The 25,242-nt window shown below is 69.2% G+C and carries 22 protein-coding genes; 11 read left to right on the top strand and 11 right to left on the bottom strand.

The genetic code is table 11. The features are described from left to right. Nucleotides 1-340: 340 nt before the first annotated feature. Both ACFY5C_RS09980 and ACFY5C_RS09975 read right to left on the bottom strand, forming a co-directional pair. Nucleotides 341-1,189 carry an ABC transporter permease gene (locus tag ACFY5C_RS09980; protein ID WP_389442718.1) on the bottom strand — a complete coding sequence of 283 codons (849 nt, stop codon included), beginning with the start codon at nucleotides 1,187-1,189 and terminating at the stop codon, nucleotides 341-343. Nucleotides 1,190-1,215: 26 nt separating this feature from the next. Beyond that, entirely contained in the window at nucleotides 1,216-2,241 is a 1,026-nt protein-coding gene (locus tag ACFY5C_RS09975) for an ABC transporter substrate-binding protein (RefSeq protein ID WP_389443367.1), read from the bottom strand. Nucleotides 2,242-2,461: 220 nt separating this feature from the next. Between ACFY5C_RS09975 and ACFY5C_RS09970 the strand changes: the two genes are divergently transcribed. Both ACFY5C_RS09970 and ACFY5C_RS09965 read left to right on the top strand, forming a co-directional pair. Beyond that, a complete protein-coding gene (locus ACFY5C_RS09970; protein ID WP_389442715.1) occupies nucleotides 2,462-3,247 on the top strand; it encodes an ABC transporter ATP-binding protein in 786 nt (261 codons plus the stop codon). Then, the gene (locus ACFY5C_RS09965; protein ID WP_389442713.1) at nucleotides 3,244-4,188 is read left to right on the top strand and encodes an LLM class F420-dependent oxidoreductase; all 945 of its coding nucleotides are present in this window, start codon (nucleotides 3,244-3,246) and stop codon (nucleotides 4,186-4,188) included. Before ACFY5C_RS09970 ends, ACFY5C_RS09965 begins: the two co-directional genes overlap by 4 nt. A gap of 70 nt (nucleotides 4,189-4,258) precedes the next feature. On the opposite strand, the gene ACFY5C_RS09960 is transcribed toward ACFY5C_RS09965, so the two are convergent. The 5 genes from ACFY5C_RS09960 to ACFY5C_RS09940 all read right to left on the bottom strand — a co-directional run bounded on the left by ACFY5C_RS09960 (nucleotide 4,259) and on the right by ACFY5C_RS09940 (nucleotide 10,536). Then, nucleotides 4,259-5,692, bottom strand: a complete 1,434-nt coding sequence (locus ACFY5C_RS09960; protein WP_389442711.1) for a cellulose binding domain-containing protein — start codon at nucleotides 5,690-5,692, stop codon at nucleotides 4,259-4,261. 47 nt (nucleotides 5,693-5,739) lie between these two features. Then, entirely contained in the window at nucleotides 5,740-7,296 is a 1,557-nt protein-coding gene (locus ACFY5C_RS09955; RefSeq protein WP_389442709.1) for a beta-N-acetylhexosaminidase, read from the bottom strand. 42 nt (nucleotides 7,297-7,338) lie between these two features. Then, the gene (locus tag ACFY5C_RS09950) at nucleotides 7,339-8,202 is read right to left on the bottom strand and encodes a carbohydrate ABC transporter permease (protein WP_389442706.1); all 864 of its coding nucleotides are present in this window, start codon (nucleotides 8,200-8,202) and stop codon (nucleotides 7,339-7,341) included. Next, nucleotides 8,199-9,185: a carbohydrate ABC transporter permease gene (locus ACFY5C_RS09945; protein WP_389442704.1), complete on the bottom strand. Its 987-nt coding sequence runs from the start codon at nucleotides 9,183-9,185 to the stop codon at nucleotides 8,199-8,201. Before ACFY5C_RS09945 ends, ACFY5C_RS09950 begins: the two co-directional genes overlap by 4 nt. Nucleotides 9,186-9,279: 94 nt before the next feature. Then, nucleotides 9,280-10,536, bottom strand: coding sequence for an extracellular solute-binding protein (locus tag ACFY5C_RS09940; protein WP_389442702.1), 1,257 nt, complete (start codon nucleotides 10,534-10,536; stop codon nucleotides 9,280-9,282). Between ACFY5C_RS09940 and ACFY5C_RS09935 the strand changes: the two genes are divergently transcribed. Both ACFY5C_RS09935 and ACFY5C_RS09930 read left to right on the top strand, forming a co-directional pair. Beyond that, on the top strand, nucleotides 10,421-10,720 hold the full coding sequence (locus tag ACFY5C_RS09935) for a hypothetical protein (protein ID WP_389443393.1): 300 nt from the start codon (nucleotides 10,421-10,423) through the stop codon (nucleotides 10,718-10,720). The genes ACFY5C_RS09940 and ACFY5C_RS09935 overlap by 116 nt on opposite strands. A gap of 92 nt (nucleotides 10,721-10,812) precedes the next feature. Beyond that, entirely contained in the window at nucleotides 10,813-11,655 is an 843-nt protein-coding gene (locus tag ACFY5C_RS09930; protein WP_389442700.1) for a GntR family transcriptional regulator, read from the top strand. A gap of 75 nt (nucleotides 11,656-11,730) precedes the next feature. Here ACFY5C_RS09930 and ACFY5C_RS09925 read toward each other — a convergent pair whose 3' ends face one another. Further along, a complete protein-coding gene (locus tag ACFY5C_RS09925; RefSeq protein WP_389442698.1) occupies nucleotides 11,731-13,362 on the bottom strand; it encodes a protein kinase in 1,632 nt (543 codons plus the stop codon). Nucleotides 13,363-13,578: 216 nt separating this feature from the next. Between ACFY5C_RS09925 and ACFY5C_RS09920 the strand changes: the two genes are divergently transcribed. The 3 genes from ACFY5C_RS09920 (at nucleotide 13,579) to ACFY5C_RS09910 (ending at nucleotide 16,231) form a co-directional block, all read left to right on the top strand. Then, nucleotides 13,579-14,832 carry a low temperature requirement protein A gene (locus tag ACFY5C_RS09920; RefSeq protein WP_389442696.1) on the top strand — a complete coding sequence of 418 codons (1,254 nt, stop codon included), beginning with the start codon at nucleotides 13,579-13,581 and terminating at the stop codon, nucleotides 14,830-14,832. A 126-nt stretch (nucleotides 14,833-14,958) separates the two neighbouring features. Further along, nucleotides 14,959-15,753 (top strand): hypothetical protein, encoded by a 795-nt coding sequence (locus tag ACFY5C_RS09915; protein ID WP_389442694.1) that lies wholly within the window; start codon nucleotides 14,959-14,961, stop codon nucleotides 15,751-15,753. Beyond that, on the top strand, nucleotides 15,746-16,231 hold the full coding sequence (locus tag ACFY5C_RS09910) for a GntR family transcriptional regulator (RefSeq protein ID WP_389442692.1): 486 nt from the start codon (nucleotides 15,746-15,748) through the stop codon (nucleotides 16,229-16,231). The genes ACFY5C_RS09915 and ACFY5C_RS09910 overlap by 8 nt, the downstream gene beginning before the upstream one ends. A gap of 59 nt (nucleotides 16,232-16,290) precedes the next feature. On the opposite strand, the gene ACFY5C_RS09905 is transcribed toward ACFY5C_RS09910, so the two are convergent. Together ACFY5C_RS09905 and ACFY5C_RS09900 are read right to left on the bottom strand one after the other, a co-directional pair. Next, nucleotides 16,291-17,427, bottom strand: a complete 1,137-nt coding sequence (locus tag ACFY5C_RS09905) for a PQQ-dependent sugar dehydrogenase (RefSeq protein ID WP_389442690.1) — start codon at nucleotides 17,425-17,427, stop codon at nucleotides 16,291-16,293. A gap of 344 nt (nucleotides 17,428-17,771) precedes the next feature. Continuing rightward, entirely contained in the window at nucleotides 17,772-20,780 is a 3,009-nt protein-coding gene (locus tag ACFY5C_RS09900) for a family 16 glycoside hydrolase (protein ID WP_389442687.1), read from the bottom strand. Nucleotides 20,781-20,944: 164 nt separating this feature from the next. On the opposite strand from ACFY5C_RS09900, the gene ACFY5C_RS09895 reads away from it, so the two are divergent. The 4 genes from ACFY5C_RS09895 to ACFY5C_RS09880 all read left to right on the top strand — a co-directional run bounded on the left by ACFY5C_RS09895 (nucleotide 20,945) and on the right by ACFY5C_RS09880 (nucleotide 24,262). Further along, entirely contained in the window at nucleotides 20,945-21,511 is a 567-nt protein-coding gene (locus tag ACFY5C_RS09895; RefSeq protein ID WP_389442685.1) for a LysR family transcriptional regulator, read from the top strand. Nucleotides 21,512-21,608: 97 nt separating this feature from the next. Next, nucleotides 21,609-22,043, top strand: coding sequence for a VOC family protein (locus ACFY5C_RS09890; protein ID WP_389442682.1), 435 nt, complete (start codon nucleotides 21,609-21,611; stop codon nucleotides 22,041-22,043). A 147-nt stretch (nucleotides 22,044-22,190) separates the two neighbouring features. Next, nucleotides 22,191-23,681, top strand: coding sequence for an MFS transporter (locus tag ACFY5C_RS09885; protein ID WP_389442680.1), 1,491 nt, complete (start codon nucleotides 22,191-22,193; stop codon nucleotides 23,679-23,681). Beyond that, complete coding sequence (locus ACFY5C_RS09880) at nucleotides 23,678-24,262, top strand: TetR family transcriptional regulator (RefSeq protein WP_389442677.1); 585 nt, start codon at nucleotides 23,678-23,680, stop codon at nucleotides 24,260-24,262. Before ACFY5C_RS09885 ends, ACFY5C_RS09880 begins: the two co-directional genes overlap by 4 nt. Here the strand turns inward: ACFY5C_RS09880 and ACFY5C_RS09875 are convergent. Then, the gene (locus tag ACFY5C_RS09875; protein ID WP_389442674.1) at nucleotides 24,241-25,008 is read right to left on the bottom strand and encodes a dienelactone hydrolase family protein; all 768 of its coding nucleotides are present in this window, start codon (nucleotides 25,006-25,008) and stop codon (nucleotides 24,241-24,243) included. The two genes, ACFY5C_RS09880 and ACFY5C_RS09875, sit on opposite strands and share 22 nt — an antisense overlap. Nucleotides 25,009-25,242 lie beyond the last annotated feature (234 nt).

Below are 25,242 nucleotides of genomic sequence, written 5' to 3'. Positions count from 1 at the left end.
CGCGATCGCCTTTTGGGCCGAGATCGCGATTGACGCTGCTCCGGGCCAGGCGGTGGGCTCGGGATGGATGCCTCTGGACCCGGGGGGGGCACACGATGTGGCGGGTTCATCCCGCTCCATGATTGTCGGGGCCATGCCAGTCGGGCGTGCCAGTCGAGCCGTGCCAGTCAGGCCATGCCGGTCGGGCCGTGCCAGTCGAGCCATGCCGGTCCTGATCCGGCGGGGGAACGGCGTTCGGCAGCTGCTCCGAGGCGGTCAACGCCGTTCACATGATCAAGCACGCTCTGACGGCACCTGCGCGGCGCAAGGCAGCGTCGCTCGGAGGCATCTGGCCCCCAGGTCAACCGCGAGAGGTGGTCTCCCTCACCCAGGGCAGCGCGAACCGCTCCAACAACACCAGAGCGAAGTAGAGCAGGATGCTCATCAGCCCGATCAGGATGATCGCGGCCCACGCGGTGGCGGTGTCGCCGACCCCGCCCGCCTGCACGATCAGAAAGCCCAGCCCGCTCTCACCCGCCTGGAACTCGCCGATGACCGCGCCGATCGCGGCGAGCGGCATGGCCACCTTCAGCCCGACGAAGATCTGCGGCAGTGCGGCGGGCAGCCGCACCTTGCGGAACGCCTGCCAGCGGGAGGCGTCCAGCGAGCGCGCCAACTCGGCCAGGTCCGCGGGGGTCGACGTGAGCCCGGTCGCGGTGGACAGCACGATCGGGAAGAAGCAGAGCAGGAAGACCATGGTCAGGACCGGCTTCTGCCCCCAGCCGAGCGCCCCCACCAGCAGCGGCCCGAGAGCGATCTTCGGAACCGCGTTGACGGCGACCAGCAGCGGCGTGAACATTCGCTCCAGAACCCGCGAGCCCGCCAGCGACAGCCCGATCAGAACTCCGCAGGCGCTGGAGAGAACGAACCCGACGACGGTCTCCACCGTGGTGTCTCCGGTGTGCTCCAGGAACCGGCCCGGGGCGGCGGTGAACGCCGACAGCACGGCACCCGGCGGAGGCAGCACTGCCGGGTGGATCAGCTCCAGCGCGGACGTGAGCAGCCACCACACACCGAGCGCGACCAGCAGGCCGGCCAGCGGCAGCAGCACGGCGCCGATGCCGGTTCCGCGCCGCGGTCCCGGTCCGGCTCGCGGCACCGGCTCCGGACCCGCCGCCGGGGCCTGCGGCGGCTTCGAGAGGTCGGTCATCCCATCCTTCTCCCAGCCCGGCCCGATCAGCCTTTCGGCACGAGGTCGAAGTCGATGATCCGGTCAGCGGTCATTCCCTTCGGCAGCGCGCCCGCCTCCTCCAGGATCGCGATGCTCCTCGCGACCCGCGCGGAGTCCAGCGTCCCGATCACCGTGCCGGAACCTTCCGGCGTGACGTACTCGGACATCAACTCCAACTCGGCGGCCGCGGCGGCCGGGTTCGTGGCGTCCACGTTCCGCTTCAGGATCTCGGAGGCCTCCTTCGTATGGGCGAGGCTGTACTCCAACCCCTTCAGCAGCGCACTGCTGAACCGCTTCACCATCTCCGGATCCTGCTCGGCGATCTTCGTGGACGTGATCAGGACGTTCCCGTAGAGATCGGGTATCACGTCGCTGTACGGCAGCAGGACGGCCTTCTTCTTGGTCACCGCCTCGATGGTCGGCTTGCCCACCACGAACTGGCCGATACCGTCCACCGCGCCGCCGGCGAGCGTGCCCATCAGCGTCTGTGCCTCGCCGTTGACCCAGGTCACCTTGCCGGCGTCCACTCCGGCCAGTCGGGCGTACGTCGGGAAGAGGTTGCGCACCACGGAGCCGGGCGTGTCTGCGAGCCGTTTGCCCTCGAGGTCCTTCGGTTCGGCGATCCCGTTGCCCGCGGTGGTGGCGATCGCGGCCATGGTGTGCTGCTGGATGGCGGCCACCGCGACGAAGTCCTTCGCCTGGCCGCTGCCCATGTGCAGCAGACCGCCCGTCAGGTCGATGGGTCCGAACTGCGCCTGGCCGCTCACCACGGCCGGAATGATGCCGCCGGTGCCCTGGCCCGGCTTGATCTCCACGTCGAGGCCGGCTTCTTCGAAGTACCCCTTGTCCTTCGCGACCCAGGCGTACGCGTCCCGGCCGAAGTTGCCGAACGAGGTCAGATAGGTGACCTTCTTCAGTGCTTTGTCGTCGTCACCGGCACCTGCGTCGGAATCCGAGCCGCCACACCCCGAGACCAGGGCCAGCGCCGTGGCCAGGGCCACCGCGGTGACCGTACGGGCGAACCTGTTCATGCGCACGGTGTTGTCCTTTCCGACCGCCGACTGTGCCGAGGGCATGACACTCAGTGCGGACAACAGCCTACGAGGGCACGGCAGTTGCGGGCCAGGTGCGCGGCAGTGGGGATACAGGGACAGGACGACAGGTACCGCACAGCGGCCTGCTCCGAGTAGCCTGACCGGGCGTCACGAACCGGCCGGAATGGCGATCGCCAGTGGATGGGGAGACCGCCGGATGATCAGACTCACCGGTGTGTCCCGGAGCTTCACCAGCCGCTCCGGCTCGACCGTGGCCCTCCAGGACATCGGACTTCACATCGCCGAGGGCGAGTTCGTGGCAGTGGTGGGCCGGTCCGGGTGCGGCAAGTCCACACTGCTCCGGCTGATCGCCGGACTGCTGCCGGTCACCGAGGGCGAGATCACCATCGGCGGCGAGCAGGTCGACGGAGCCCGTCGGGATGTCGCCATGCTGTTCCAGCGGCCGGCCCTGCTGCCCTGGCGGTCCGTCCTCGACAACGTCCTGCTGCCCGTCGAGATCTACGGCTGGCGCAGGTCCGAGCACCGCGACCGGGCATACCGGCTGCTGGAGACGGCCGGACTGAGCGGCTTCGAGAAGCACCGGCCGCACGAGCTCTCCGGAGGCATGCAGCAGCGCGTCGCACTGTGCCGGTCGCTGATGGGCGAGCCCCGGGTGCTGCTCATGGACGAGCCGTTCTCCGCACTCGACGCGCTGACCCGCGCGGACCTCGCGGTGGAGCTGCAACGCATCCACATCGAGAACGCGTCCACAGTCGTCTTCGTCACCCACTCGATAGACGAGGCCGTGCTGCTCGCCGACCGGGTGGTCGTGCTCAGCCCGCGCCCGGGCCGGATCCTCAAAACCGTCGACATCGCCATCCCCCGGCCGAGGACGCTGGGCCGAACTGCGCACCTGGAAGAAGTGGCCCGGTGCACCGCCGATCTGCACGAGCTGCTGATGGAGCGGGACATATCCACGTCCGTCGAAACGGAGGGGCGATGAGCGCGCGGATCTGCATCTTCACCGAGCCGCACCGCGGCGCCGACTACGACGATCAGCTGCGTTTCGCGCAACTCGCCGAAGCCTGCGGGTTCGAGGGGTTCTTCCGGGCCGATCACTATCAGGCGATGGGCGCCGATCCTGGGCTGCCCGGCCCCACCGACGCCTGGCTCACGCTCGGCGCGCTCGCCCGGGAGACCTCCCGGATCCGGCTCGGCACCCTGGTCACCTCGGCCACCTTCCGGCTACCGGGCCCGCTGGCCGTGACGGTCGCACAGGTGGACCGGATGAGCGGCGGGCGGGTCGAGCTGGGCCTCGGCGCCGGTTGGTACGAGCGGGAGCACACCTCGTACGGCATACCGTTCCCGCCCGCCCCGGAGCGCTTCGACCGGCTGGAGGAGCAGCTGGCCGTCATCACCGGCCTGTGGCGCACACCGGTTGGCGAGCACTTCAGCCACCACGGCGACCACTACCAACTGCTCGACGCGCCCGCCCTGCCGAAGCCCGTACAGGCGCCGGCACCGCCGATCATCGTCGGGGGCCGCGGGCCCAAGCGCACACCGGAGCTGGCCGCTCGGTACGCCGACGAGTTCAACATGCCCTTCAAGTCGGTGGCAGAGACGGCCCGGGCGTACCGACGAGTTGCCGAGGCATGCGAACGGACCGGCCGGGCCGAAGCCGGCCGGCCACCGCTGGTGCTCTCGACCGGTGTCGTGGTCGCGATCGGCCACACCGACGCAGCGGCACAACGGCGTGCCGCCCCTTTGCACGTCAAGAGCGCGCTGCCGCCGGAGGACCCGGTGATCGGATCACCGGCCCAACTCGTCGACCGGATCGGTGAGTTCTCCGCCATCGGCGCAGTCCGTTTCCATCTCCGCCTGATCGACTTCACCGACCTCGACCATCTGGAGCTCATCGCCGCCGAGGTACTTCCGCAGCTGTAGCGCGTGGGTGCAGCAGGGCTCCGCCCCCCGGGGTGCGCACCGGCTGAGCCCCGCTGCCCACAGGGACGGCCTAGCCGTTGGGGACGGTGTCCTCGAACGTGGTGCCGGCTGTGCGGTAGGCGCTGATCCTGGCCGAGACCTGAGCAGGGCTCAGGACCTGGTCCTTGACGTGCAGGACGTAGTCGACCTGTTCGTCGTAGGACCGGGGCGTGGTGCTGGTCTGGCCCGCGAGGTCGATCAGCCACTGGTTGAAGTTGATGGACATGGGGCGTTCGGGCAGGTAGGCGGCGTCGTGGGTGCCGAAGAGCTGCCCGTCGACGTAGTACTTGATGGTGCTGTTGTCGATGGTGAGCACCAGGTCGTGCCAGCCCGCCCAGCTCTGCCGGGACTCGGTGTGCTGGTTGACGGCCTGCCATGGGTCGGGGTTGTAGGTCTCCCATGACGTCGTGTACAGGATGTTGGCCGGCTCGCCCCAGCCGCCGTTGGGCAGGTACTCGAAGTCGTACTCCGCGTAGTCGTCGGCCATGGGCGCCTTGAGGTCGTTGATGGTGAAGAACGTCTGGACGAGGCGGTCTCCGTCCGGTCCGGACACGGGCGCGTCGGAGAACCGGACCCGGGCCGCGTAGGTGCCGTTCCTGAACTTCATGGCTTTGGTGAGGACTTCGGTGTGCTTGGTGCTCTCGGCCGTCCCCGCGGTCGAGGTCCGCAGGTTCATCACCGAGTTGCCGCCGGAGCCGGCGAAGGTGACGTTCTCCGGGGACCACGTGGCACCGGGCACTCCGGGCCCGCCGGAGTTCGAGCGGACGCTCCAGCCGTTCGCCGAGATCCTCGGGTCGCTGGAGCCGGTGTAGTTGAAGTCGTCGAACAGGCTCTGTCCGCCTGCCGGAGGGTCGGTGGGCGGGTCGGTCGGGGGATCGGTCGGCTCATTGCCCTCGGGGGCAGTGCCCCACACCGTGCTGCCGGACACCTGCGCGGTGATCTTCGGCCAGTCCGCGTACGACGACCTCGAGGCGCTGAAGGAGTAGTCGTCGCCCTGGTTGAGGGGCTGCCAGTCGGCCCGGTGGAAGCGCAGCTGCATGTCCCCGGTGTCGGCCCCGGGGGCGAGGGTGCCCGCACCCGAGGTGAAGCCGATGTCCAGGTAACGGTCGGCCGTGGCCGTCGGGTTGGCCAGGGTGCCGAAGGTGCCGGTGATGTTGGAGCAGCCCTTCACCGCCCAGGAGCAGGCGAAACGGTAGGCGGCGCCGGCGGAGTCGGCCTTGAAGTAGTAGCGCACCTTGACGTTGCTGAGCGGGAGGGCGCTGTCGCCGGTGTTCCTGACCTTGAGCCAGGGTTCGGCCTGGTCCGCGGTGGCGCCCGTGGCGCTGGTCCGGTACTGGACCGTCACGTCGTCCGTCGCGGCGCTCGCGGTGCCGGTCAGGGCGGTGAGACCGGCGGTGCCCATGGCCATGGCCACAGCGGCTGCTGCGGCGACGCGCAGTCTGTTCGGCGTGGTTCGGGACTTCATGCTGCATCCTTCCGGGACGGGATGTGGGGTTCGTCGTGCTCGGGGGATCAGGGCTGTGCTGTGGTGCGGTCTCCGGGGTGGCGGAGGACATCGAGCGCGTCCAGGCGCGGAGTGTGCCGGGCCAGACGGGAGCGGAACTCCTCCCAGGGGGTGGGACCGCTCCAGGCGCGGTCCGCCAGTGCGCACAGGCGCGGATAGGTCAGGTACTCGAGGCGGGCGGGCGTCGCGGCGTACTCGGTCCACAGCTGCGCCTGAGTGCCCAGTACGCGGGCGGCAGCTTCAGGTGCTGCGCCCTCGGGCACGGGATCGTGCGTATGTACGTCCCTCAGCGCCACGACGGCTCCTGGCTGCGCCGGTTGCTCCTGGGTTCCGCCGCTCTGCGGATAGTCGAAGTAGGTGGCGCGGTGATGGGCGTTGATCACGTCGTGGCCGCGTCCCGCTGCGGTCAGGGCATGCGCGGGGTCGCGCCAGGCCATCACGGTGAAGAAGTCGGGCAGCTCCGTGCCGGCCTCGGCCCAGGCGACCGGCCGTCGTCCGTTGCGGGCCAGGAATGACCCGACGCGGCCCAGGAACCACCCGTGCAGAGCGCCGGGACCACTCAGCCCCGCCTCCTGGGCGCGCGCCCTGGCTCTTGGGCTCTGCTCCCATTCGGTGAGGGGACACTCGTCGCCGCCGATGTGGATGTAGGGGGAGGGGAAGACGTCCAGGACCTCCTCCAGCACCGTGCGGCAGAAGTCGAAGACCTCCTCGTGCACCCCGAGGACGGTGTCGCAGACGCCCCACCTGGTCCACACGTCCAGCACCCGGTCGGGACGGTTGCCCAGGTGCGGATACGCGGCCAGGGCGGCACGGACGTGGCCGGGCATCTCGATCTCGGGCATCACGGTGATGCCTCGGGCAGCCGCGTACCGCACCAGATCGGTCAACTCGGCGCGGGTGTAGGCGCCGCCGTGCGGCACGCTGTCGTAGGCGTCGCTTCCGGCGCGGGCCATCGACCGGACACGATGGGAGCCGACCTCGGTGAGCCTGGGATACGACGCGACCGGCATCCGCCAGCCCTGGTCGTCGGTGAGATGCAGATGAAAGACATTGATCTTGTGCAGGGCGAGGAGGTCCACGTAACGCCGCAGGTACGACGCCGGCTGAAAGTGGCGGGCCACGTCGAGCATCGCGCCGCGCCAGCGGTACCGGGGGACGTCCGTGATCTCCACACAGGGCAGCGACCATCGCACACCTCGCTGCGGCGATGCCGCCAAGGCCTGCGGGGGCAGGAGTTGGCGGATCGTCTGTACTCCGCGCAGCAGGCCGGTGGTCTGTGCGGCGCGCAGCAGTACGGAGTGCGGTCCGACCGTCAGCCCGTAGCCCTCACCGCCCAGTCCGCTCAGGGCCGGATCGAGGGCCAGGACCACGGCTGCGTCCTCGGCGGAGTGCAGTGGCAGGCCGGTGGCCGGGGTGAGCAGGGTGCGCAGCAGCTCGGCGGCGGGTTCGGCACCGCTGCTGATGCGCAGGCAGGTGTCGGGGCCGAGGGTGAAGTGTCCTGCTCTGGCATGGGCCTTGGTGGGGCGGGGGAGCAGGGAGAGGGCCACGGGCGGGGGTGCGGGCACAGCTGTCTCCGGGGGTCGGGTGCGGGACAGGGCGGGGGAGTGTCAGCCCTTGACGGCGCCGGCGGCGAAGCCGGCCGTCACATGGCGCTGGAGCAGCAGGAACACGGCCAGCGCGGGGAGGGCGAAGAGTGTGGAGGCCGCCATGGTGGCGCCCCAGTCCGTGCCGAAGACGTTCTGGAAGGAGGACAGCCATACGGGCAGGGTGCGGCTGTCCTGGTGCTTGATGATCAGGAAGTTGGCGTAGGTGAACTCGTTCCAGGCGGTGATGTAGCCGAACAGTGAGGTGGCCATGAGCCCGGGGGCGAGCAGGGGGAAGGCGATGTGGCGAAAGGCCCTCAGGCGCGTGCAGCCGTCGACCTGTGCCGCCTCCTCCAGCTCCGGTGGGATGGCGGCGATGAAGCCGCGCAGCACCACGATGGTGAAGGGCAGCGTCATCATGAAGTAGAGCAGTGTCAGGGTGGGCAGCCGGTCGAGCATGTTGGTGTCGCGGGAGATGATGTACACCGGGATGATCAGTGCCTCCCACGGTGCCATCTGCGCGATGAACACCATCAGCATGAACTGCCGTCTGCCGCGCCAGCGCATCCGTGCCACGGCGAACGAGGAGCCGAGTGCGACGAGCAGGGAGAGCAGGACGGCGCCCAGGGTCACGAGGATGCTGTTGCGCCAGAACAGTCCGAAGCCGTCGGCGTCGACAGCGGCCCGGAAGTGGTCCAGCGTCCAGGTCCGGGGCAGCAGTTGGGGACTGTCGGACTGGATGTCCCGGCTGGGCTTGAACGCGGTGGCGACCATCCAGTACACGGGGAAGAGGCAGACGACGACGATCACTGCGGCGGCCAGGTGCAGCGGCGTGCGCCGCAGCCGCGGGCGCGCCGTGCTTTTGGAGACGCCTCGCGGGATGCTCATAGAGCCTCGCCCTCCTGGCGGAACATCTGGCGGAAGTAGAAGACGAGCACGCCGGCCAGCATCAGCACGGTGACCATCGAGGCAGCCGAGCCGAGGTCGTAGCGCTGACTCGACAGAGCGGTCTGCACCGCGTAGACGGGCAGGATGGTGGTGGCGTCCCCCGGGCCGCCGTTGGTCATCACCCAGATCTGTACGAACGCCTTGAAGGTCCAGATGACCTCCAGCGAGAACACCAGCATGAAGATCGGCCGGATCATGGGAAACGTGATGGCGCGGAAGATGCGCCGTGCCGAGGCGCCGTCGATGCGTGCCGACTCGTACAGCTCGGTCGGCACGGTGACCAGGGCCGAGTACAGCGTGATGGCCGCGAACGGCACCGACTGCCAGACGATCAGCGCGACCAGGATCGTGAAGGCGGCCGGACCGTGGGCGAACCAGGGGTACCGGTCGAACGACGTGAACCCCACCTGTTGCAAGGCCCAGTTGACGATGCCGAACTCCGAGTGGAACAGCCACTGGAAGACCGTCGTGGCGGCGATCACCGGCGTGGCCCAGGTCAGCACGAGCGCACTGAGCACGGCGATACGGCCCACCCGGCCCAGCCGCTCGATCACCAGGGCGACCAGCGTGGCGAACAGCATGATCAAGGTGACGTTCACGGTCATGAAGAGGAACGTGCGGCGCACGACCTGCCAGAAGTGGGCGTCCGTCAGCAGGGTCGCGTAGTTGCGCAGGCCCACGAACCGGGCGTCCCCTTGGATGAGTTGACGTAGCTGAAAGTCCTGGAGCGAAATCAGCACCGTGCGGAGCAGGGGGTACGCGAGCAGATACAGCATGCCCAGGACCGTGGGGGCGATGAGCAGATAGGGCCAGGCTCCGCTCCCGACGGGCCCTCGCCTGCCCCCGCGGCCGGGCCGGGCCGACCCGTCGGCCGAGCGGGGGAGCGAGGTGGGTGGCGCGCCGGCTTCACGGACGACCGTCACGAGGTCCTCTCCTCTCGGTGTGCGGCGGACCGCGCCGTGCGGCGGGTCCAGGGGCATTGGGTGCGCCGGGGGGCGACGGCGATGACGGCGTGGCTCAGGATCCGGTAGCCATGGCCGCGGTGATCGCTGCGGACGCCTTCGCGGCCTCGGCCTGGGCATCGGCGCCGGTGAGCACGGCGGTCATGTAGTCCTTGATGGGGTTCTTCGCCTCGACGGCGGCCCAGCCGGGGGTGTTGGGTGTCGCCCGGCCGACGGCGGCGCCCACGGCCATCGCGGAAGCGCCCGGGTCGGCGGCGACCGCGTCGGCCAGGGTCGTCTTGTTCGGTACGTAGCTCATGGCCGCGGCGAGCTTGCGCTGCCAGGCGTCACCGGTGAGTTCCTTGATGAACGTGAAGGCGGCGTCCTGTTTGCCCGATGCCGCCGGGATGACGAGGTCGGAACCGCCGATGAACACCGAACCGGGCTGTGCGGCGGTCTTGCCGGGGATCGGAAAGAAGCCCAGTCTGCCCTCGAGTTCGGGATTGTTCGCGATGACGACGTTGGCCCCGCCGGGGGTCGAAATGATCTGCGCCACCTGCCCCTTGGCCATGACCTCGGCCTGCGGGGGCTGCGCCTCGTCGGAGTCCTTGGGGCCCTTGCCGAGAGCCTGCAACCGCTCGTAGAAGTTCATGCCGCGTACGGCCTCAGGACTGTCGAGCGCGCCTTTCCAGGTGTCGCCCGACCGCGTGGCGAGGTCGCCGCCCTCGTCCCAGATGAACCCCGCGAGCGCGTACCACATCTGGCCCGGCAGATAGATGCCTTGTGACCCGCCCGAGTTGAGCTTCTCGGTCGCGGCGATCCACTGGTCGCGGGTCTTGATGGCAGCGGCGTCGACGCCGGCCTTCTTGAACAGGTCGGTGCGGTAGATCACGACCCGGTTGGCCGCGTAGTACGGGATGCCGTACTGCTTGCCCTCGTATGCTCCGGGTTCGGCCAGCCCCTTGAGCCAGTTGCCGCCACCGAGCTCGTCGACCTTGTCGCTGAGGTCGAGCAGGCCGCCGCTCTGCGCGAACTGGGCGACCTGCGTGTTGCCCGTCTCGATCACATCCGGAGCGTCATTGCTCGCGAGGGCGGCGGTCACCTTCTCACCGATTCCGTCCCACTCCTGGATCTGGACCTTCACGTCGATGTCCGCGTGAGCTGCCTCGAAGCCCGCGACGAACTCCTTCTGGAACTGCGCCGAGACGCTGTCGCGCATGAGCCAGACATCGATCGTCGTCCGGCCGTCGGCGGATTCACCGGACGACCCCGAATCGCCGCCGCAGCCACTGAGGCCGCCGGCGATGACCAGCGCGGAAACACCAGCAAGCATGCGGAGCTTCACAGTTCACCCCTGGGAGGAAAGCACCACGCCACCTGACCAGTTGGGTGACTGGTCAGGTGACCTCTTGTTGGTCGATGAAGTTGGCATAGACCAATCGAAGCGTCAACCCTCCGTGCTGGCCTGGGTTTTGATTGAACGATTCACGCCGATCCGCGTCACGGCGGGGCGGTGATGGCTACACTCCATCTGACCAGTACTCGATCAGTGGTAAGAAGTGGTGGACTGGTCAAGTGCAGTCACGAACGGCGGGGCGGGAGCAGCAGCATGAGCGCTGGCGAATCGGGTCCGGTTCTCAAGCGAGAACGCGTCCGGGACCACATCCTCGAACTCATGGAATCGCTCGACCCTGGCGACGCCATCCCTTCCGAGCGGTCCCTGTGCGCCGCACTGCAGGTCTCCAGGCCAACCCTGCGGGCAGCCGTCGACGAACTGGTCGCCGCAGGACTCCTTGTACGTGAGCACGGCCGAGGCATGTTCGTGGCACCGGAGAAGATCACGCAAGAGCTGGTGTCGGACCACCAGGCCATGGTCGTTCCCAGGGCGTCCGGCGTCTGGACCAGCCACTTGCTGGAGTTCACCACCATCGCCGCCGGGGCCAGGGTCGGCCGCAAACTGCACCTGTCACCCGCCGCCGAGATCGTCTACGTGGCGCGGCTACGGCTCGTCGACGGCGTGCCCATGGCCATCGAGCACCTCCACATCCCCGCGGGACTGGTTCCCTCGCTGAGCGCGCAGGAACTGGAAACGGGCGACCTCTACGAGCACCTGCACGACCGCCATGGAGTCCGGGTGAGCGAAGCCGTGCAGACGATAGAGCCCACCGTCGTCAGCCAGGCCGAGGCCAAGATCCTCGGAGTGCCGCACCTGTCGCCGGCGCTCCTGTTCGAGCGCCTCACCAGCGACACCGAGGGCCAGGCCGTCGAGTACGTCCACTCCCTCTACCGCGGGGACCGGTACCGCATCGTCACCCGCCTGACCTTGGGCCGTGCGGCCGGTGATGAGCAAGCGACCCCGGCGCAATCCATCCCGGGCATTCCGCCCGGTGTCTTCCCCCAGCAAGAAGCCGTCGTTCTCACGGCTCAGGGCGACGTCCACGCCGACCGGTGACCGGTGACCGGTGACCGGGAGAACGGAGGGCGGAGACAACTCATGGCCGACGTGTCAGGTGTCAGACGTCAGGCGTCAGGAGGAGCGGGTCAGCCGGGAGGGTGACCCTGTCGTCTGACTGCCCTCGTTCCCCAGGGTCAGGGTGTTGGCGCCGGTCTTCGACAGGGTGTAGAGGTTGCCTCGCGCGCACAGCACGCCGGCCGACGGATCCGTAGGTGCGCTCGTGACCGCCTCGAAGACCATCGACGTTCCATGCGTCTCCCGCAGACGCAGCGTCTCGGTGCATCCCAGGTCCCGGCCTGTGCCGTCCTCGGTCACGTGGCTGATCTGTCTGCCCACGATCTCGCCCCGGTTCGCAGCGTGGAGCGTGACGGTCACGGCCACCCGGGTCGTGCGCGCGTTGACGAGGCCGTCGCCGGCGGCGCTGCCGGGTCCGGTGCCCTTCCACGTGCCCACCCATGACGCGGGCAGGGCATCGCCGGCAGCGGTGCGGGTCGGAGAGACGGACGCGGGCGGGGCCGTACGACCGTTCCCACCCGCCGCATCATCAGTGCCGCCGGGCCAGGCCAGCGCCGTGACGACGGCCGCGGTCACCGCCGTGCCCGCGGCCACGGCGGCCGTCCATGCCCGCGCCGACGGCCGGCCGGGTGCGGAACCGGGCCCGGACGCGGCGAGGGGCACGGCGCCGGGGCCGGGAACGGGACCCGACGGGAGGGCGAGGGGAGGGCCGTACGCAGTCGGTGGCCCGAACCCGGTCTGTGGTGCGGGGTTCGGCGCCGGTTGTGACTCAGGGGGTACGGGCGCCGAGTGTTCCAGCAGCGCCGCCAGCTCGGTTTCCCGTGCGGCGATGTCCGCCTCCAGACCCGGCGGCCGAGCCGAGGACCAGCCGCCCGGCCCGGCGTTGAGCCTCTGCAGCAACTCGTCCGCGGTGGGGCGGTCCCGCGGTGACTTCTCCAGGCAGGCGGTCAGCATGGGTGCGAGCGGCTCCGGCACACCGTCGAGCGCGGGCTCCTCGTGTGCGATGCGGTAGAGCAGTTGGGCGGCGGAGGGATCCTCGCCCGGGTGCAGAAAGGGCCCGTTCCCGGTGGCGGCATACACGAGGGCCGCGCCCAGCGAGAAGATGTCGCCGGGCTCGGCCGATATTCCCCCGGTGATCTGCTCGGGTGCCATGTAACCGGGGGAGCCGATGACACCGCCGGTCCGGGTGTGCCGGGTGTCGTCCGCGGCCCGGGCGATTCCGAAGTCGATGAGCAGCGGATGGCGGCGGGCGAGCAGCACGTTGGACGGCTTCACGTCGCGGTGCGCGAGCCCCGCCCGGTGCACGGCCCGCAGCCCCTCGGCGAGTTCCGCCGCCAGCGCCCGGACGGCGGTCTCGGGCAGCGGGCCGGCGCAAGCCACCCAGTCCGCGAGGGAAGGGGCGGCCACGTACTCCGTGGCCAGCCATTGCGGACGGTGCCCCGCGGGGCTGTAATCCACGACCGACACGGTCCACGGGGAGCGCACCTGGTCGCTGCTGGCGATCTCGCGGGCGAACCGCAGCTCGAACCCGGGGTCGAGGCCGAACTCGGTGCGTACGGTTTTCAGGGCCAGCGGACGGCCCGACGCGGTGCGGGAGAGGAACACCTGCCCCATACCGCCGACGCCGAGTCTCGCCAACAGGGGGTAGCCGCCGATGGCCGGCGGATCGGTCGGATCCAGACGTCTCATGAAACTCTCCGGGCGCTGCTCGGGCCGCAGGGACGGTAAACCGTGGCTGCGGGGGACGGGCACCGTCCGTGATACACGCGGGCCGTTCCTGCACGCGATGCATTCATATCAGTTCATATCCTGAGCGCGTGGCGGGGCGGGACCGTACGGGCTGCCGGCCCCAGCCGTCACCATCACTGCGCTCACATGTTCGGTCGCACCCCCCAGGAGCCTCACATGTCCGACAGTGCCCCCGAACCCCGTCCTGTCAACGCAGAGGCAGTCCCCCTGGGTACCGGTACCCGCCGATGGCTCTTCCGCCCGCCGCGGCGCCACGGCGAGGTCGACACCGGTCGCAGCGTCAGCTTCCTGGAGCTCTTCTACGACCTCGTCTACGTCGTGTTGGTCGGGCAGGCGGCCCACACCCTCGCCGAGGACTTCTCCTGGCGAGGCACGGCAACATTCGCCGTGGTCTTCGGGCTGATCTGGATCGCCTGGCTGAACGGCACGCTCTTCTACGAACTGCACGGCCGCGAGGACGGTCACACCCGCTCGCTGATCTTCGTGCAGATGCTGCTGCTGTCCCTCATGGCGGTCTACGTCGGCCACGCCGACGGCGACGACGGCCGCACCCTGGCGGCCCTGTACGCACTGCTGCTGGCCCTGCTGTCCTACCAGTGGTACTCCGTGTACCGACAGGACGAACCGGAGCTGCGCAGGACGCCCCGCCGCTATCTGATCGTCATGGTCGCGGGCATCATCGCGATCGCGGCTTCGGTACCTCTGTCGGCCGACGCCCGTCTCGCCGTTTGGGCGGTGTTCGTTGTCGCGTGGTGCAGCGTTGAGTGCGTCATTCTCATCTCCTGGCGCAGAACGCCGAGTTATACCGTCGTGACCCAGCCCATGGTCGAACGCTTCGGACTGTTCATCATCATCGTGCTCGGCGAAGTCGTCATCGGTGTCGTGAACGGTCTGACGGACACCGAACGCAGCGCACTCGTCACCACGACGGGCCTGCTCGGGCTCGCCATCGGCTTCGGGTTCTGGTGGAACTACGCCGACTTGGTGTCCCGACGGCTGCCTCGCGAGTCCGGCCACTCCCTCGCGACCTGGATCTTCACTCACCTGCCGATGGCCATGGCCGTGGCGGCAGCCGGAGCGGGCATGGTCGGGCTCGTGGAGCACGCCACGGATCACCGGACACCAGTCGCCCTGAGCTGGCTGATGGGCGGGTCCGTAGCCGTCATGCTGATCACCACCGTGGTGCTTCTGCCTACGCTCGCGGACTACGACCGACTCCCCTCGGTCTACAAGTCGGTGCAAGCCGTGCTCGTCACGGCGGCCGTCGGCGCCCTGCTCGTCGGCTGGTCCCGCCCCGCCCCCTGGCTCCTGGCCCTCATCTTGTTGCTCCTCCTCTCCGCGACCTGGGTCTTCGCATTCGTGCGGTGGCTGAGACAGGGCTCCCTGATCAACGAGAGAACAGCCGACTGACGCCGAGTGGAGGCAGTCCCAGGTCGGCCATCGGGGTCCCCGCTTGTATCGAGTGTTTGACACAAGATTCCGACCCAGGGCATCTTGTACTCACCGATTGGTACAAGTGTCCTGGGGGATCTCCACGTGCTCGACACCGTCCCGCTCCAGTCCCGGCTCCTCGACCACGCCGACCACTACGCCCGCTGGTCCGGCCTGGCCATCGGTATCGTCGCCGCACAGCAGTTGGTCACGATGGAGAGCGGTGACATCGCGATCCCCCTCGTGTTCGCCATCACGGCTTTCGGCTTGTGCGCGGTGGGCGGTGTCCTGCTCGGCGACGCCCTGACGCTCGGCCCCCAGGAAGCGGTCCGCACCGCGAGTCTCGCCCCGCGTCTGGTCAGAAACCACGTGCCGCCCCGTATGGCGCCGCTGCTTCTACTGCAGGCAGCCTCCCTCGTCGGTCTGTTGGTCATGGGTGCCGTCACGGCTTCCGCCGGCCCCGACCGGACAGGCGGAGCGGGGCGTGTCATGACCGTCGCCTGCGAAGGGCTGACCGCGTCCCTCGGCCCCTGGCCCGGCCTCTACTACAGCGGCCCGATGTTCGCCGCCCTCGCGGTCGGAACCCCCGCCTGCGTCTGGGCCCTGCGCCGTATCGCCCACGGGCCGGGCGACTACCAGCAGCGCCGCGACCGCGCGTGGGCGATCACGGGAGCCTGGGGGCTGCTGGTGTCGAGTCAGGTCCTGCTCGTCGTTCTCATGCTGCTCATCGCGCTCACGGAAACGGCCTGCGCGGGCCCGCTCGGCGCCGCCACCATCGTGGTGATCTGTCCCCTGGGACTGCTGAGCCTGTTCACGTTCGGGTGGTCCCTGGTAACCGTGGTGGCACCGCGGGCGGTTGACGACGAGGTGGCATACGAGGGGAGGTTCCACGATGAGTGACCGCACCGTGCGCGTCGACACCACCAGCCAGGTGCCGCCGTACGAGCAGATCCGTGCCCAGTTGGCCGCGCTCATTCGCACCGGCGGGCTGGTCGAGGGCGAGCGCCTGCCGACCGTGCGCCAGCTCGCTGCCGACCTCGGTCTGGCGCCGGGCACCGTGGCCCGCGCCTACCGAGAGCTGGAGGCGGTGGAACTGATCCGCACCCGCCGTGGCGCGGGAACGCGGGTGGCGGCGCTCCCGTCCGGGCCGCACGCGCACGACGCCCCCCAACTCGGAACTCTGGCCCGGGACTTCACCTCCGCCGCCCGAGCGCTCGGAGCCGACACCGAGGACATCCTCACCGCCGTCCGCAACGCCCTGAACTCGGAACCCGCCTCCTCCTCGGCCACCGTCGACAGCGGCACGGGCGGCCACAGGTCGACGGAGGCGTCGGCGCAAGTCACAGGCGTGAGGCACAGGCGTGAGGCGCAGGCTTGAGCGGCGGCAGTCGCTCTCCTCCGCCTCGCATGCCGGCGCGCTGGACTTGCCGGCAGTCGTTACGCCGGGTCGATACGGAAGACGCTGCCGCCAATGGCGAGCACGTACAGTTCGGCATTGCCGCCCTGCGCGAAGGAGATGACCTCGCCGCCGTTGACTCCGAGGTCGTTCACGGCTGTCACCTTGCCGTCCTTCAACTGCAGTGAGCGGATGGTGCCGTCGCAGTAGTCGCTGTACACGTACTGGCCCTTGAGGTTCGGGATCGCCTTGCCCCGGTAGACGTAGCCGCCGGTCACCGAGCAGCCGAAGTTGGTGCGGTCGTACTCGTGGACCGGCGGCACATGGTTCGCGGGTTCCGTGCCGCCACGGAAGGGGTGGGTGCCCTCCATCTCGGCCCAGCCGTAGTTCTCGCCGCCCTTGCTGCTCGCCGGGGCCCAGTCGATCTCCTCCCAGTCGTTCTGGCCGACGTCACCGATGAACAGGTCGCCCGTGCCCGAGTCGAAGGAGAACCGCCACGGGTTGCGCAGTCCGTACGCCCAGATCTCGTCCTTCGCGTTCGGGTCGTCCACGAACGGGTTGTCCGGCGGGATCGCGTACGGCTTTCCGCCCCTCGGGTCGATCCTCAGGAGCTTGCCGAGCAGTGTGTCGAGGTTCTGCCCGTTGCCGTGCGGGTCGCCGCCCGAGCCGCCGTCGCCGAGCGCGATGTAGAGGTAGCCGTCGGGGCCGATCTTGATATCGCCGCCGTTGTGGTTCGCGTAGGGCTGGGTCTGGGTGATGACCGTACGCCGGGTCTGCGGCTGGATCTTGCCGTTCCGTACGGCGAACTCGTCCACGGTGCTGGTGCCTTCGAGGTTCGTGAACGAGATGTAGAAGTGCGCGAACCACCTGTCGAAGGCGATGCCCAGCAGCCCGCGTTCGCCGTCGGTGGTGGTCTCGGCGGATATGTCGAGGACGGGCTTACTGAGCCCGTTGCTGTCCAGGACCCTTACCGTGCCCGGGCGTTCGGCGATCCAGAGCTTCCCGCCGGGACCGGCGGCGCCTGCCGTCGGATTCTGGGCTGTGGCCACGTTCTTGAGGGTGACCTTCGCCGCCTCCCGCGGGGCGGTGGGCTCGTCGGCCGACGCCGCGGTCAGGGCGAGGGAAGCGACAAGACAGATGGTGCCGATGATCGCCGTGCTTCTTGTGCGAACTCTCACCGAGATCCTCCTGGAGGCGGTGAATCGGCAGGTCGCGCGGCTGCTGGGGCATGTTGTGGGGTACCGCTCGCGCCAGCACGCAACCTGGTGGGGGGTGTGGGGAGAGAGGAACGGTCTGCTACCGGCCGACTATGGATGAGGATACTGGGACAGCGCTGCTTGGTATAGACCAGCCGTGGCAGAAGCTGTCGCTGAGGTTCTTGGCGGTGTCCCGATTGGTGGGCCGTGATGTCGCTGAACAGATGGACGACTGCTTGACCATCTTGCCTCGGCGACAGAGCCGGCACGAAGGCGCGCCTGCGAGCCCCGTAGGCGCGCCCCCGTTCTTCGCGGTTCCGGTGACTTCAGTTCAGCGGTTCCACCCAGATGTTGCGGTAGCGCACCTTGTTGCCGTGGTCCTGGAGGCGGATGGCCCCGGCTGACGGTCCCTCCGGCTGTCCGCCCCCGGTCGGGCCGTCGATCGCGATGTCGTCGTGGATCTTCTTGCCGTTCCAGACGACGGTGACCCGCGTCTCGGCCGTCTTGGTGCCGTCGGCGTCGTAGCGGGCGGCTCGGAAGGTGATGTCGTAGGTCTGCCAGGTCTCCGGTGCCGTGGCCGCGTTGACGTCCGGCGCCTTCTTCAGATAGATCGCTCCGGCTTCGTCGGTGTCGAGCGTCGTGTCACCGAAGGAGTCGAGGATCTGCAGCTCGTATCGGTCCTGGAGGTAGACGCCGCTGTTGCCGCGGTCCTGACCGGTCACGTCGTCCGGCAGGAGCGGGACACGGAACTCCGCATGCAGCTTGAAGTCCTGGTAGGCCTCCTTGGTACGGAGGTCGCCGCAACACACCTCCATCGACTGCTCGTCGGTCAGCGGCCATTCCACGGACCGTCCGTCCGTGTGCTGCCACTGACTGCGGGATGCCGCGGTGCCGTCGAAGAGGGTGACCCGGGCGCCGTGCGGACGGACGGTGATCAGGTCCAGATTGACGTGGCCGGAGTCGCCCGAGTCGAAGCGGTACGCGATGGTGTTCTTCCCCGCGCGCAGCGTGAGCCGCTCGGTCCGGGTCGACCACGTGTCCCAGTTGCCCGTCGAGGCGAGCTCGGTCTGTCTCAGCTTCTGCCCGTTGGCGTACAGGGAGAGAGACTTGGTGCCCTGGAAGGGGTTGGGCCCGTTGGAGTAGCGCAGGTTCACGTCGTAGTCACCCGCTTTCGGGACGGTGACGTCGAACGTGGTGGCCGCCTTGCCCTCGGTGCCGTAGCTGTCGACGAAGCCGCTGCCCGAGTAGCCCGTGTGGTCGGTGTTGACTCCGGCCGTCCCGGTCAGCCGCGCCTCCTCGGCCTCGTACAGCGTCGCGGGGGGCGGCTGCTTCCCCGGCAGTGCGTTGAGCGTGTACCAGGCCTCCGTGCTCCACAGCGCCTCACCGGACGCCGACGCGAACGGGCGTGGTGACCGGACGTGTACGACGCGGCCCGGCTTGAGCCCGTCGAGGCGCAGCGAGACCGTCCTCCCGTCGTCGGCGAGGGTCGCCGAGCGGACGTTCAGCCGCTCCTCGGCGATCTTCGGTCCTCCGTAGTCGGACGTGGGGGCGTAGCGCCACTGTTCGGCCTGGTAGCTGGAGGCAAGCTTCTCCGCGGTTGCCTCGGACAGCGGCTGCGTGTACTCCAGGTCGAAGCCACCGGGGACGGCACGCATCTCCTTGATGTCGAAGGTGTCGCCGCCCTTGGGTGTCAGCTTCTGCAGGCCGAACTTCAGTTTCCCTTCCTGGCCCCAGTTGCCGTCGGCGCCGAGCCCGCCCGCGTAGACCGCGCCATCGGGGCCCATGGTGATGCGGTTGACGCCGGCTTCGAGTCCTTGCGTATAGCGGAACACGGCGCCCTGGTACTGGCCCTTCACCTTCTCCAGATAGGCACGCTGGAGCCCGCCGTAGGTGACGTCACCCAGGAGCATCTGCCCGGCGAACCGGCCCTTGGCCAAGTACAGCGGTGTGCTGGGGGAGTTGGCGATCTCGTTCTGCGGCAGCCACAGCACCGGTTCGGTCACCGACCGGTCGTCGAAGGGGCCCGAGGGGTCGGTGTAGTGGTTGAAGAAGCGGTCCTGCTTGATGTGGACGAGCTTGGACGCGGGCAGCCAGCCGCCTTGGTTGTCAGTGGTGAAGATGTCGCCGCCGGGGCCCCAGCCGATGCCGTTGGGGGTGCGCAGGCCGCCTGCGATCGGCTGGATCTTCCCGGTCTTCCTGCTGATCTTGTACGTGGTCCCGCGGCCGGGTGCCGGCTGCGGAGTCGTGGTCGCGCCGCCGTAGTTGATGGCGACGGACAGATTCACGTAGAAGTGGCCGTCGCGGTAGAGCAGCCCGAAGGCGAACTCGTGGAAGTTGCCGCCGTACGGCCAGGTGGCGACGGTGCGGTACTCGTCGGTGACCAAGTCCTGGTCGGTGTCGACCAGTTGAGTAAGCTCGTGCTTCTGCGACACATACAGCGAGCCGTCGACGTACTTGATGCCCATGGGCTCGCGCAGCCCGCTCGCCACCTTCTTCACGGTCACCTTTTCGCGACTCGTGTCGCCGGTGACGTTGTCGAGAAGGTACGCCTCGCCCGTGGTGGTCTGTGAGCCGCCCCAGGTGGTGATGGCCAGGCGTCCGTCGGGCAGCCAGTCCATGCCGGTGACCTGGGGCTCGAAGCCGTCCGGGCGGAGGTCGGTGAGGGTGAGGTCGGGGCGTACGTCGGTCAGCGGCAGACCGTCGCCCGGGCTGTCTGCTCCCGACTCGCACTCCTTGCGTCCCGGGGCGGTGACCCGCACCACCCCGGCGTCCGTGCTCAGCGCCTCGCTCGGCACGGTGGTGAAGTCGTTCGCGGACGGGGGCTTCCACGCCAGCGCGAGGCTCTGCTCGCCGCCCCGTTCGAAGTAGTCGATGTGGAACGGATGTGATCCGGCGCCGAGTTGGACGGATCCGTCCTTCGGCTCGGCCCCGTGCAGTCCGTCGTGGTCGATGACCGTCCGGTCGTCGATGGTCAGTCGCGAGCCGTCATCGCTGGTCAGGCGGAAGGTGTAGGACCCGTCGTCCGGAATGACGAGGTAGCCGGACACCTCGGCCGAGAAGTTGTCGGCGAAGCCGCCGAAGTCGCCGGTCGTGGACCAGTCCACGGTCGGCATCAGCTTGTCGTGGTTGGGGGTCTGACCCGGCTTGAGCGTGCACAGCTTGCTGAGCGGTACCTGGGTGTCGAACACCCGCAGGGTCACTCCCGGTTCCTGGGGCGGGATGTCATCGGGCGCGGCGGCGGACGGGGGCGCCGTCCACACGCCCCCGACGAGGAAGGTTCCGAGAAGCAGGGGGGCGAGCCGTCTTCGGGCGCGGCGGAACAACCGTGGATGCATCGGTCCTCCAGAAACGGACCGGAGGCCGCCGGATTGCACTCCGGTCGAGATACCACTGCGCGGGGAGCGCGCAGAGGTGGTACTCGTGCGGTTGCGCCGCCACCGTAGGGGACTTTTGCCGAGCGCGTCCACACTTTGTCATCAGCCGACTCAAAGTCCGATAGGTGAAGGGGCCCGCACCGGACGGGTCGGCCGATGCAGACTGTGTCTGCCGTTCGCCCGCGGTGCGCGCGGTGGCCCTGGTCGTGCGCAGACACGACGGAGATCCGATGGAACGACGTCAACTGGAGTACTTCACCGCGGTCGTCGAACACGGCGGATTCACGGCCGCGGCCAACGCGCTTCACGTGGCGCAGCCCTCGCTGTCGCACGCGATCCGCACTCTGGAGCGCGAATGCGGCGGGAAACTGTTTCACCGGCTCGCGCAGGGCGTCTGTCTCACCGCGGCCGGTGAGGCGCCGGTGCGGCCGGCGCGACAGGTCCTGCGCGACCTGTCACGGCGACCTCCTGGCGCGGGAAGTGCTCGGGCTCGGCGGCGGCCGGCTCGACATCGTTGCGCAGACGACCCTGTCGGTCGCCCCCTGGGAGACATGCTGGGCCGCTTCCGTCGCGCGCATCCGAAGGTCAGTGTGTGCGTGGTCGATCCGCAACGGGGGCCTACCGGTTTCGCGAAATCCGGCAGCCCGGCCTATGACTTGGTGAAGAACACGGTGAAGGCATGGCTCGGGTAGCCCGTGCGGACGGGGCTCCGAGCCGGGCAATCCTTTCCACAACATGCTGATCCACAACGGGACATGAGCATCGGAGGCCCCCTGCTAAGGTGCGCCGATGTCATCGATCAGGAAGTTCCAGGTCACCTTCGACTGCGCAGAACCTGAGCGTGTCGCTCGCTTTTGGTGCGAGGTGCTGGGGTACGTCGTACCGCCGCCGCCGGAGGGGTTCGCCACTTGGGACGATTTCAACCGCTCCCTTCCTCCTGAGGATCGGGGTTCATGGGCAGCCTGCAGTGATCCCTCAGGTGTCGGCCCGCGACTGTTCTTTCAGCGCGTTCCTGAAGGGAAGGTCGTCAAGAATCGGGTTCACCTCGACGTGCGGGTCGGTACCGGGCTCGTGGGTGAAGAGCGCCTCGCCGCGCTTGAGGCCGAGTGTGCACGCCTGGTCCCGCTCGGCGCGGTACGCGTGCAGCTGCTGCCTGCCGATGACGAAAACGAGTCGTGCATCGTGATGCAGGACGTAGAGGGCAACGAGTTCTGTCTCGACTGAGCACCCCAGGGCCGCGCGGACGGTGCAGGTGCGGGCGCCGGCTGCCCGCCGATCAGAAATCAAAGGCTTGGGTGAATGGCTATTCACCAGCTATGGTGAATAGCCATTCACCCGCTGCCTCGCCAGGCGCTGCCCGCTGGAGTGCCGATGGATCAGACCGCCGCGATACGCAAGCCGCCCCGTGTGAGCACCCTCCGGGACCGGCTCACCGTGCCGGTGCTCGCGTTCGGCGGCATCCTCATGGCCCTCATGCAGACCGTGGTCGTTCCCCTGCTGCCCGACCTGCCCCGGCTGACCGGCGCCTCGGCGGGCACGGTCTCGTGGATGGTCACGGCCACTCTGCTCTCCGGCGCCGTCCTCACCCCGGTGCTGGGTCGGGCCGGCGACATGTACGGCAAGCGGCGGGTCCTGACGTCGGCTCTCGGGCTGATGACCCTGGGCTCGGTCGTGTGTGCTCTGACCTCCGACATCGGTGTGCTGATCGCCGCCCGGACGCTGTCCGGAGCGGCCGCGGCGGTCGTCCCGCTGTCCATCAGCATCCTGCGCGACGAGCTACCGCCTGAGCGCCGGGGATCGGCCGTGGCGCTGATGAGTGCCACCGTCGGCATCGGCGCCGCGCTGGGCCTGCCGCTGGCAGCCGTGATCGTGCAGTACGCGAACTGGCACACCATGTTCTGGGTGACCAGCGCCCTCGGCGTGGCGGGCGTGACGCTGGTCCGGTGGGCGGTGCGGGAATCACCGGTGCGACAGCCGGGCCGGTTCGACGTTTCCGGCACGGTCGGCCTGGCCGTCGGGCTGGTGTGCCTGCTGCTGGGTGTGTCCCAGGGTGGGCAGTGGGGCTGGGGCAGCGCGCGGGTCGTAGGCCTGTTCGCCGGAGCCGTAGTGGTGCTCGCCCTGTGGTGCAGGCAGCAGCTGCGGACGAAGGAGCCGCTGGTGGACCTGCGTCTGGTGGCCGAGCCCAGGGTCGGCCTGTCCCATGTGGCTGCCCTGCTTGCCGGTTTCGCGTTCTACGCCAACACTCTGGTCACCGCTCAGCTGGTGCAGGCCCCCAAGGCCACCGGGTACGGACTGGGGCTGTCCATCGTCGCCACCGGCCTGTGCCTGCTGCCCAGCGGTGTCGTCATGCTCCTGCTGTCGCCCGTCTCCGCCCGGATCTCCGCCGCGCGCGGCCCGCGTGTCACGCTCGCGCTCGGGGCCGCAGTGATCGCCGCCGGTTACGCGGTCCGTATCGCCGACAGCCGCGACCTGTGGATGATCATCACGGGGGCCACGATCGTGGCCATCGGGACCACCCTCGCCTACTCGGCGCTGCCCACGCTCATCCTGCGAGCCGTGCCGGCCGATCAGACCGCCTCCGCCAACGGCGTCAACGTCCTGATGCGCACGATCGGCCAGGCCGGGTCCAGCGCGGCCGTGGCCGCCGTCCTCGTGCACCACACCGGCGTGGTCGGGGGAGCGCCGGTGCCGACCCTGCACGGCTACCAGCTGTCCTTCGTGACAGCGGGCGTGGTCGCCCTCGGGGCCGCGGCTGCGGCACTGTGCATCCCCGGCGACCGGGTGCAGGCGGGCACGGACGGGCCGAAGGGAACCGGCGACCGCACCCGGGGCGCGCGCGACGACGTGATGGAGGGAGCATGAGTGCCGTGAGCACTCCACCCGTCTCGCCCGTACCGGCCCGCAGGGACGCCGAGTCGACCAGGGCGGTCATCCTCAGGGCGGCCCGCTACCTGCTGGCCCGGCACGCACACGCCGACATCACACTCAAGGCCGTCGCCGACCGCGCCGGGGTGAGCCCGCCGCTGATCCTGAAGTACTTCGGCAACAAGGACACGCTGTTCGCCCAGGTCATGTCCTTCGAGGCCGACGCCGACGCCCTGCTGGCCGCACCCCTCCCGGAGCTCGGCCCGCACATGGTCCGGCACGTGCTGGTCAGCCAGTCCGAGCAGGGCGCCGACCCGGTGCTGCGGATCGTCTTCGCGCCTTTGCACGGTGAGCAGGGCGACATCCTGCGGGCCAACTTCCGCACCCAGGTCACCGATCGCATCACCGCCCGCCTCACCGGCCCCGACGCGGGCCTGCGCGCCGAACTGGCCGTTGCCACCCTGCTGGGCCTTGGCGTGATGTACGGCATCGCCCGCGGCACCGAGGTGCGTGCGAGCACAGTCGACGCCTTGGTCGACCGGTACGCACCGGCGGTTCAGGCGTATCTCACACCCTGAGCGCCGCTGCGGAGGGTGCGATCGAGGAGGGGCAGCAGACGGTCCCAATGGCGCTGCAGCCCGCCGGGGTTGAAGGCGTCGGTGTCGGACATGGTGAAGCCGTGGACGGTGCCGGGGTAGATCTCGGACGTGTAGCCGACGCCCGCGGCGTCCAGGGCTCGGTTGAGCTCGCCGAGCGCCTCGGGCGTCACGTCGGTCTCGGCGTGGCCGAGGTGGACCTGGGCGGTGAGCGTCGAGAGGAAGCGGCGCAGGCTGTCGGGGCCGCCGGCGCCCACGGGGCCGTGGAATCCGGCGACAGCGGCCACCAGGCCGGGGTGGGCCGCGGCGGTGCGCATCGCCAGGAGGCCGCCTATGCAGTAGCCGGTCACCGCGACCGGCCCGGCGGCCACCTCGGGCTGGGCGGTGAGGAACCCGAGGTAGGCATCTGCGTCGCTCAGGACACGTTCGGCGGTGTGCGCCTCGATCAAAGGCATCAGCTGGGCGAAGACCGCAGGCCGGGCCTCTTCTCCGATGTACTCGGGAAGCTCGATCACCGGTGCCGGTCCGTGCCGGTAGAAGAAGTTGGGGACGAGCACGTAGTACCCGTGCCCGGCCAGTTCGCAGGCCATATCCCGCAGCACAGGCCGGATGCCGAAGCCGTCCGCGTACATCAGCACCCCTGGGTGCCGCTGGCCACGGTCGGGGAAGGCGGCGAAGGCGTCGGCCCGGCCGTCCGCGGTGGGAATGTGCAACGTCTTGGTGAGCATGAGTTCTCCTGTCGTGGTCGACGTGTCGGGCTGAGATCAACACGACAGGAGGCGGAGCCCGCGCGGCAGCACCGGACACCCGAACCAACAGGGGGCCGACAGCGGCCCGTACGGCGCTCAGAGGAGCGCCGGGTCACCAATCCGTGTGTGGCGCAAGGCCGTCCCGGTAGTCATCGCGGCACAACGTAGCCCACCTGACAGGGGTGATGCCAGCCCTCCCGGGCCACAGCGCTG

This window comes from Streptomyces sp. NPDC012935 (genome assembly GCF_042900345.1).
In the GTDB taxonomy this organism is placed as follows: Bacteria; Actinomycetota; Actinomycetes; order Streptomycetales; family Streptomycetaceae; genus Streptomyces.
The sequence above is the reverse complement of the archived record's forward strand: the minus strand, read 5'-3'. Positions and strand labels throughout refer to the sequence as shown.

Bases quoted from the DNA above. Each gene is read 5' to 3' on its own strand.
- ACFY5C_RS09980 (WP_389442718.1), bottom strand. From the start codon at position 1,189: ATGACCGACCTCTCGAAGCCGCCGCAGGCCCCGGCGGCGGGTCCGGAG.
- ACFY5C_RS09975 (WP_389443367.1), bottom strand. From the start codon at position 2,241: ATGAACAGGTTCGCCCGTACGGTCACCGCGGTGGCCCTGGCCACGGCG.
- ACFY5C_RS09970 (WP_389442715.1), top strand. From the start codon at position 2,462: ATGATCAGACTCACCGGTGTGTCCCGGAGCTTCACCAGCCGCTCCGGC.
- ACFY5C_RS09965 (WP_389442713.1), top strand. From the start codon at position 3,244: ATGAGCGCGCGGATCTGCATCTTCACCGAGCCGCACCGCGGCGCCGAC.
- ACFY5C_RS09960 (WP_389442711.1), bottom strand. From the start codon at position 5,692: ATGAAGTCCCGAACCACGCCGAACAGACTGCGCGTCGCCGCAGCAGCC.
- ACFY5C_RS09950 (WP_389442706.1), bottom strand. From the start codon at position 8,202: ATGAGCATCCCGCGAGGCGTCTCCAAAAGCACGGCGCGCCCGCGGCTG.
- ACFY5C_RS09935 (WP_389443393.1), top strand. From the start codon at position 10,421: ATGAGCCAGACATCGATCGTCGTCCGGCCGTCGGCGGATTCACCGGAC.
- ACFY5C_RS09940 (WP_389442702.1), bottom strand. From the start codon at position 10,536: ATGCTTGCTGGTGTTTCCGCGCTGGTCATCGCCGGCGGCCTCAGTGGC.
- ACFY5C_RS09930 (WP_389442700.1), top strand. From the start codon at position 10,813: ATGAGCGCTGGCGAATCGGGTCCGGTTCTCAAGCGAGAACGCGTCCGG.
- ACFY5C_RS09925 (WP_389442698.1), bottom strand. From the start codon at position 13,362: ATGAGACGTCTGGATCCGACCGATCCGCCGGCCATCGGCGGCTACCCC.
- ACFY5C_RS09920 (WP_389442696.1), top strand. From the start codon at position 13,579: ATGTCCGACAGTGCCCCCGAACCCCGTCCTGTCAACGCAGAGGCAGTC.
- ACFY5C_RS09910 (WP_389442692.1), top strand. From the start codon at position 15,746: ATGAGTGACCGCACCGTGCGCGTCGACACCACCAGCCAGGTGCCGCCG.
- ACFY5C_RS09900 (WP_389442687.1), bottom strand. From the start codon at position 20,780: ATGCATCCACGGTTGTTCCGCCGCGCCCGAAGACGGCTCGCCCCCCTG.
- ACFY5C_RS09890 (WP_389442682.1), top strand. From the start codon at position 21,609: ATGTCATCGATCAGGAAGTTCCAGGTCACCTTCGACTGCGCAGAACCT.
- ACFY5C_RS09885 (WP_389442680.1), top strand. From the start codon at position 22,191: ATGGATCAGACCGCCGCGATACGCAAGCCGCCCCGTGTGAGCACCCTC.
- ACFY5C_RS09880 (WP_389442677.1), top strand. From the start codon at position 23,678: ATGAGTGCCGTGAGCACTCCACCCGTCTCGCCCGTACCGGCCCGCAGG.
- ACFY5C_RS09875 (WP_389442674.1), bottom strand. From the start codon at position 25,008: ATGCTCACCAAGACGTTGCACATTCCCACCGCGGACGGCCGGGCCGAC.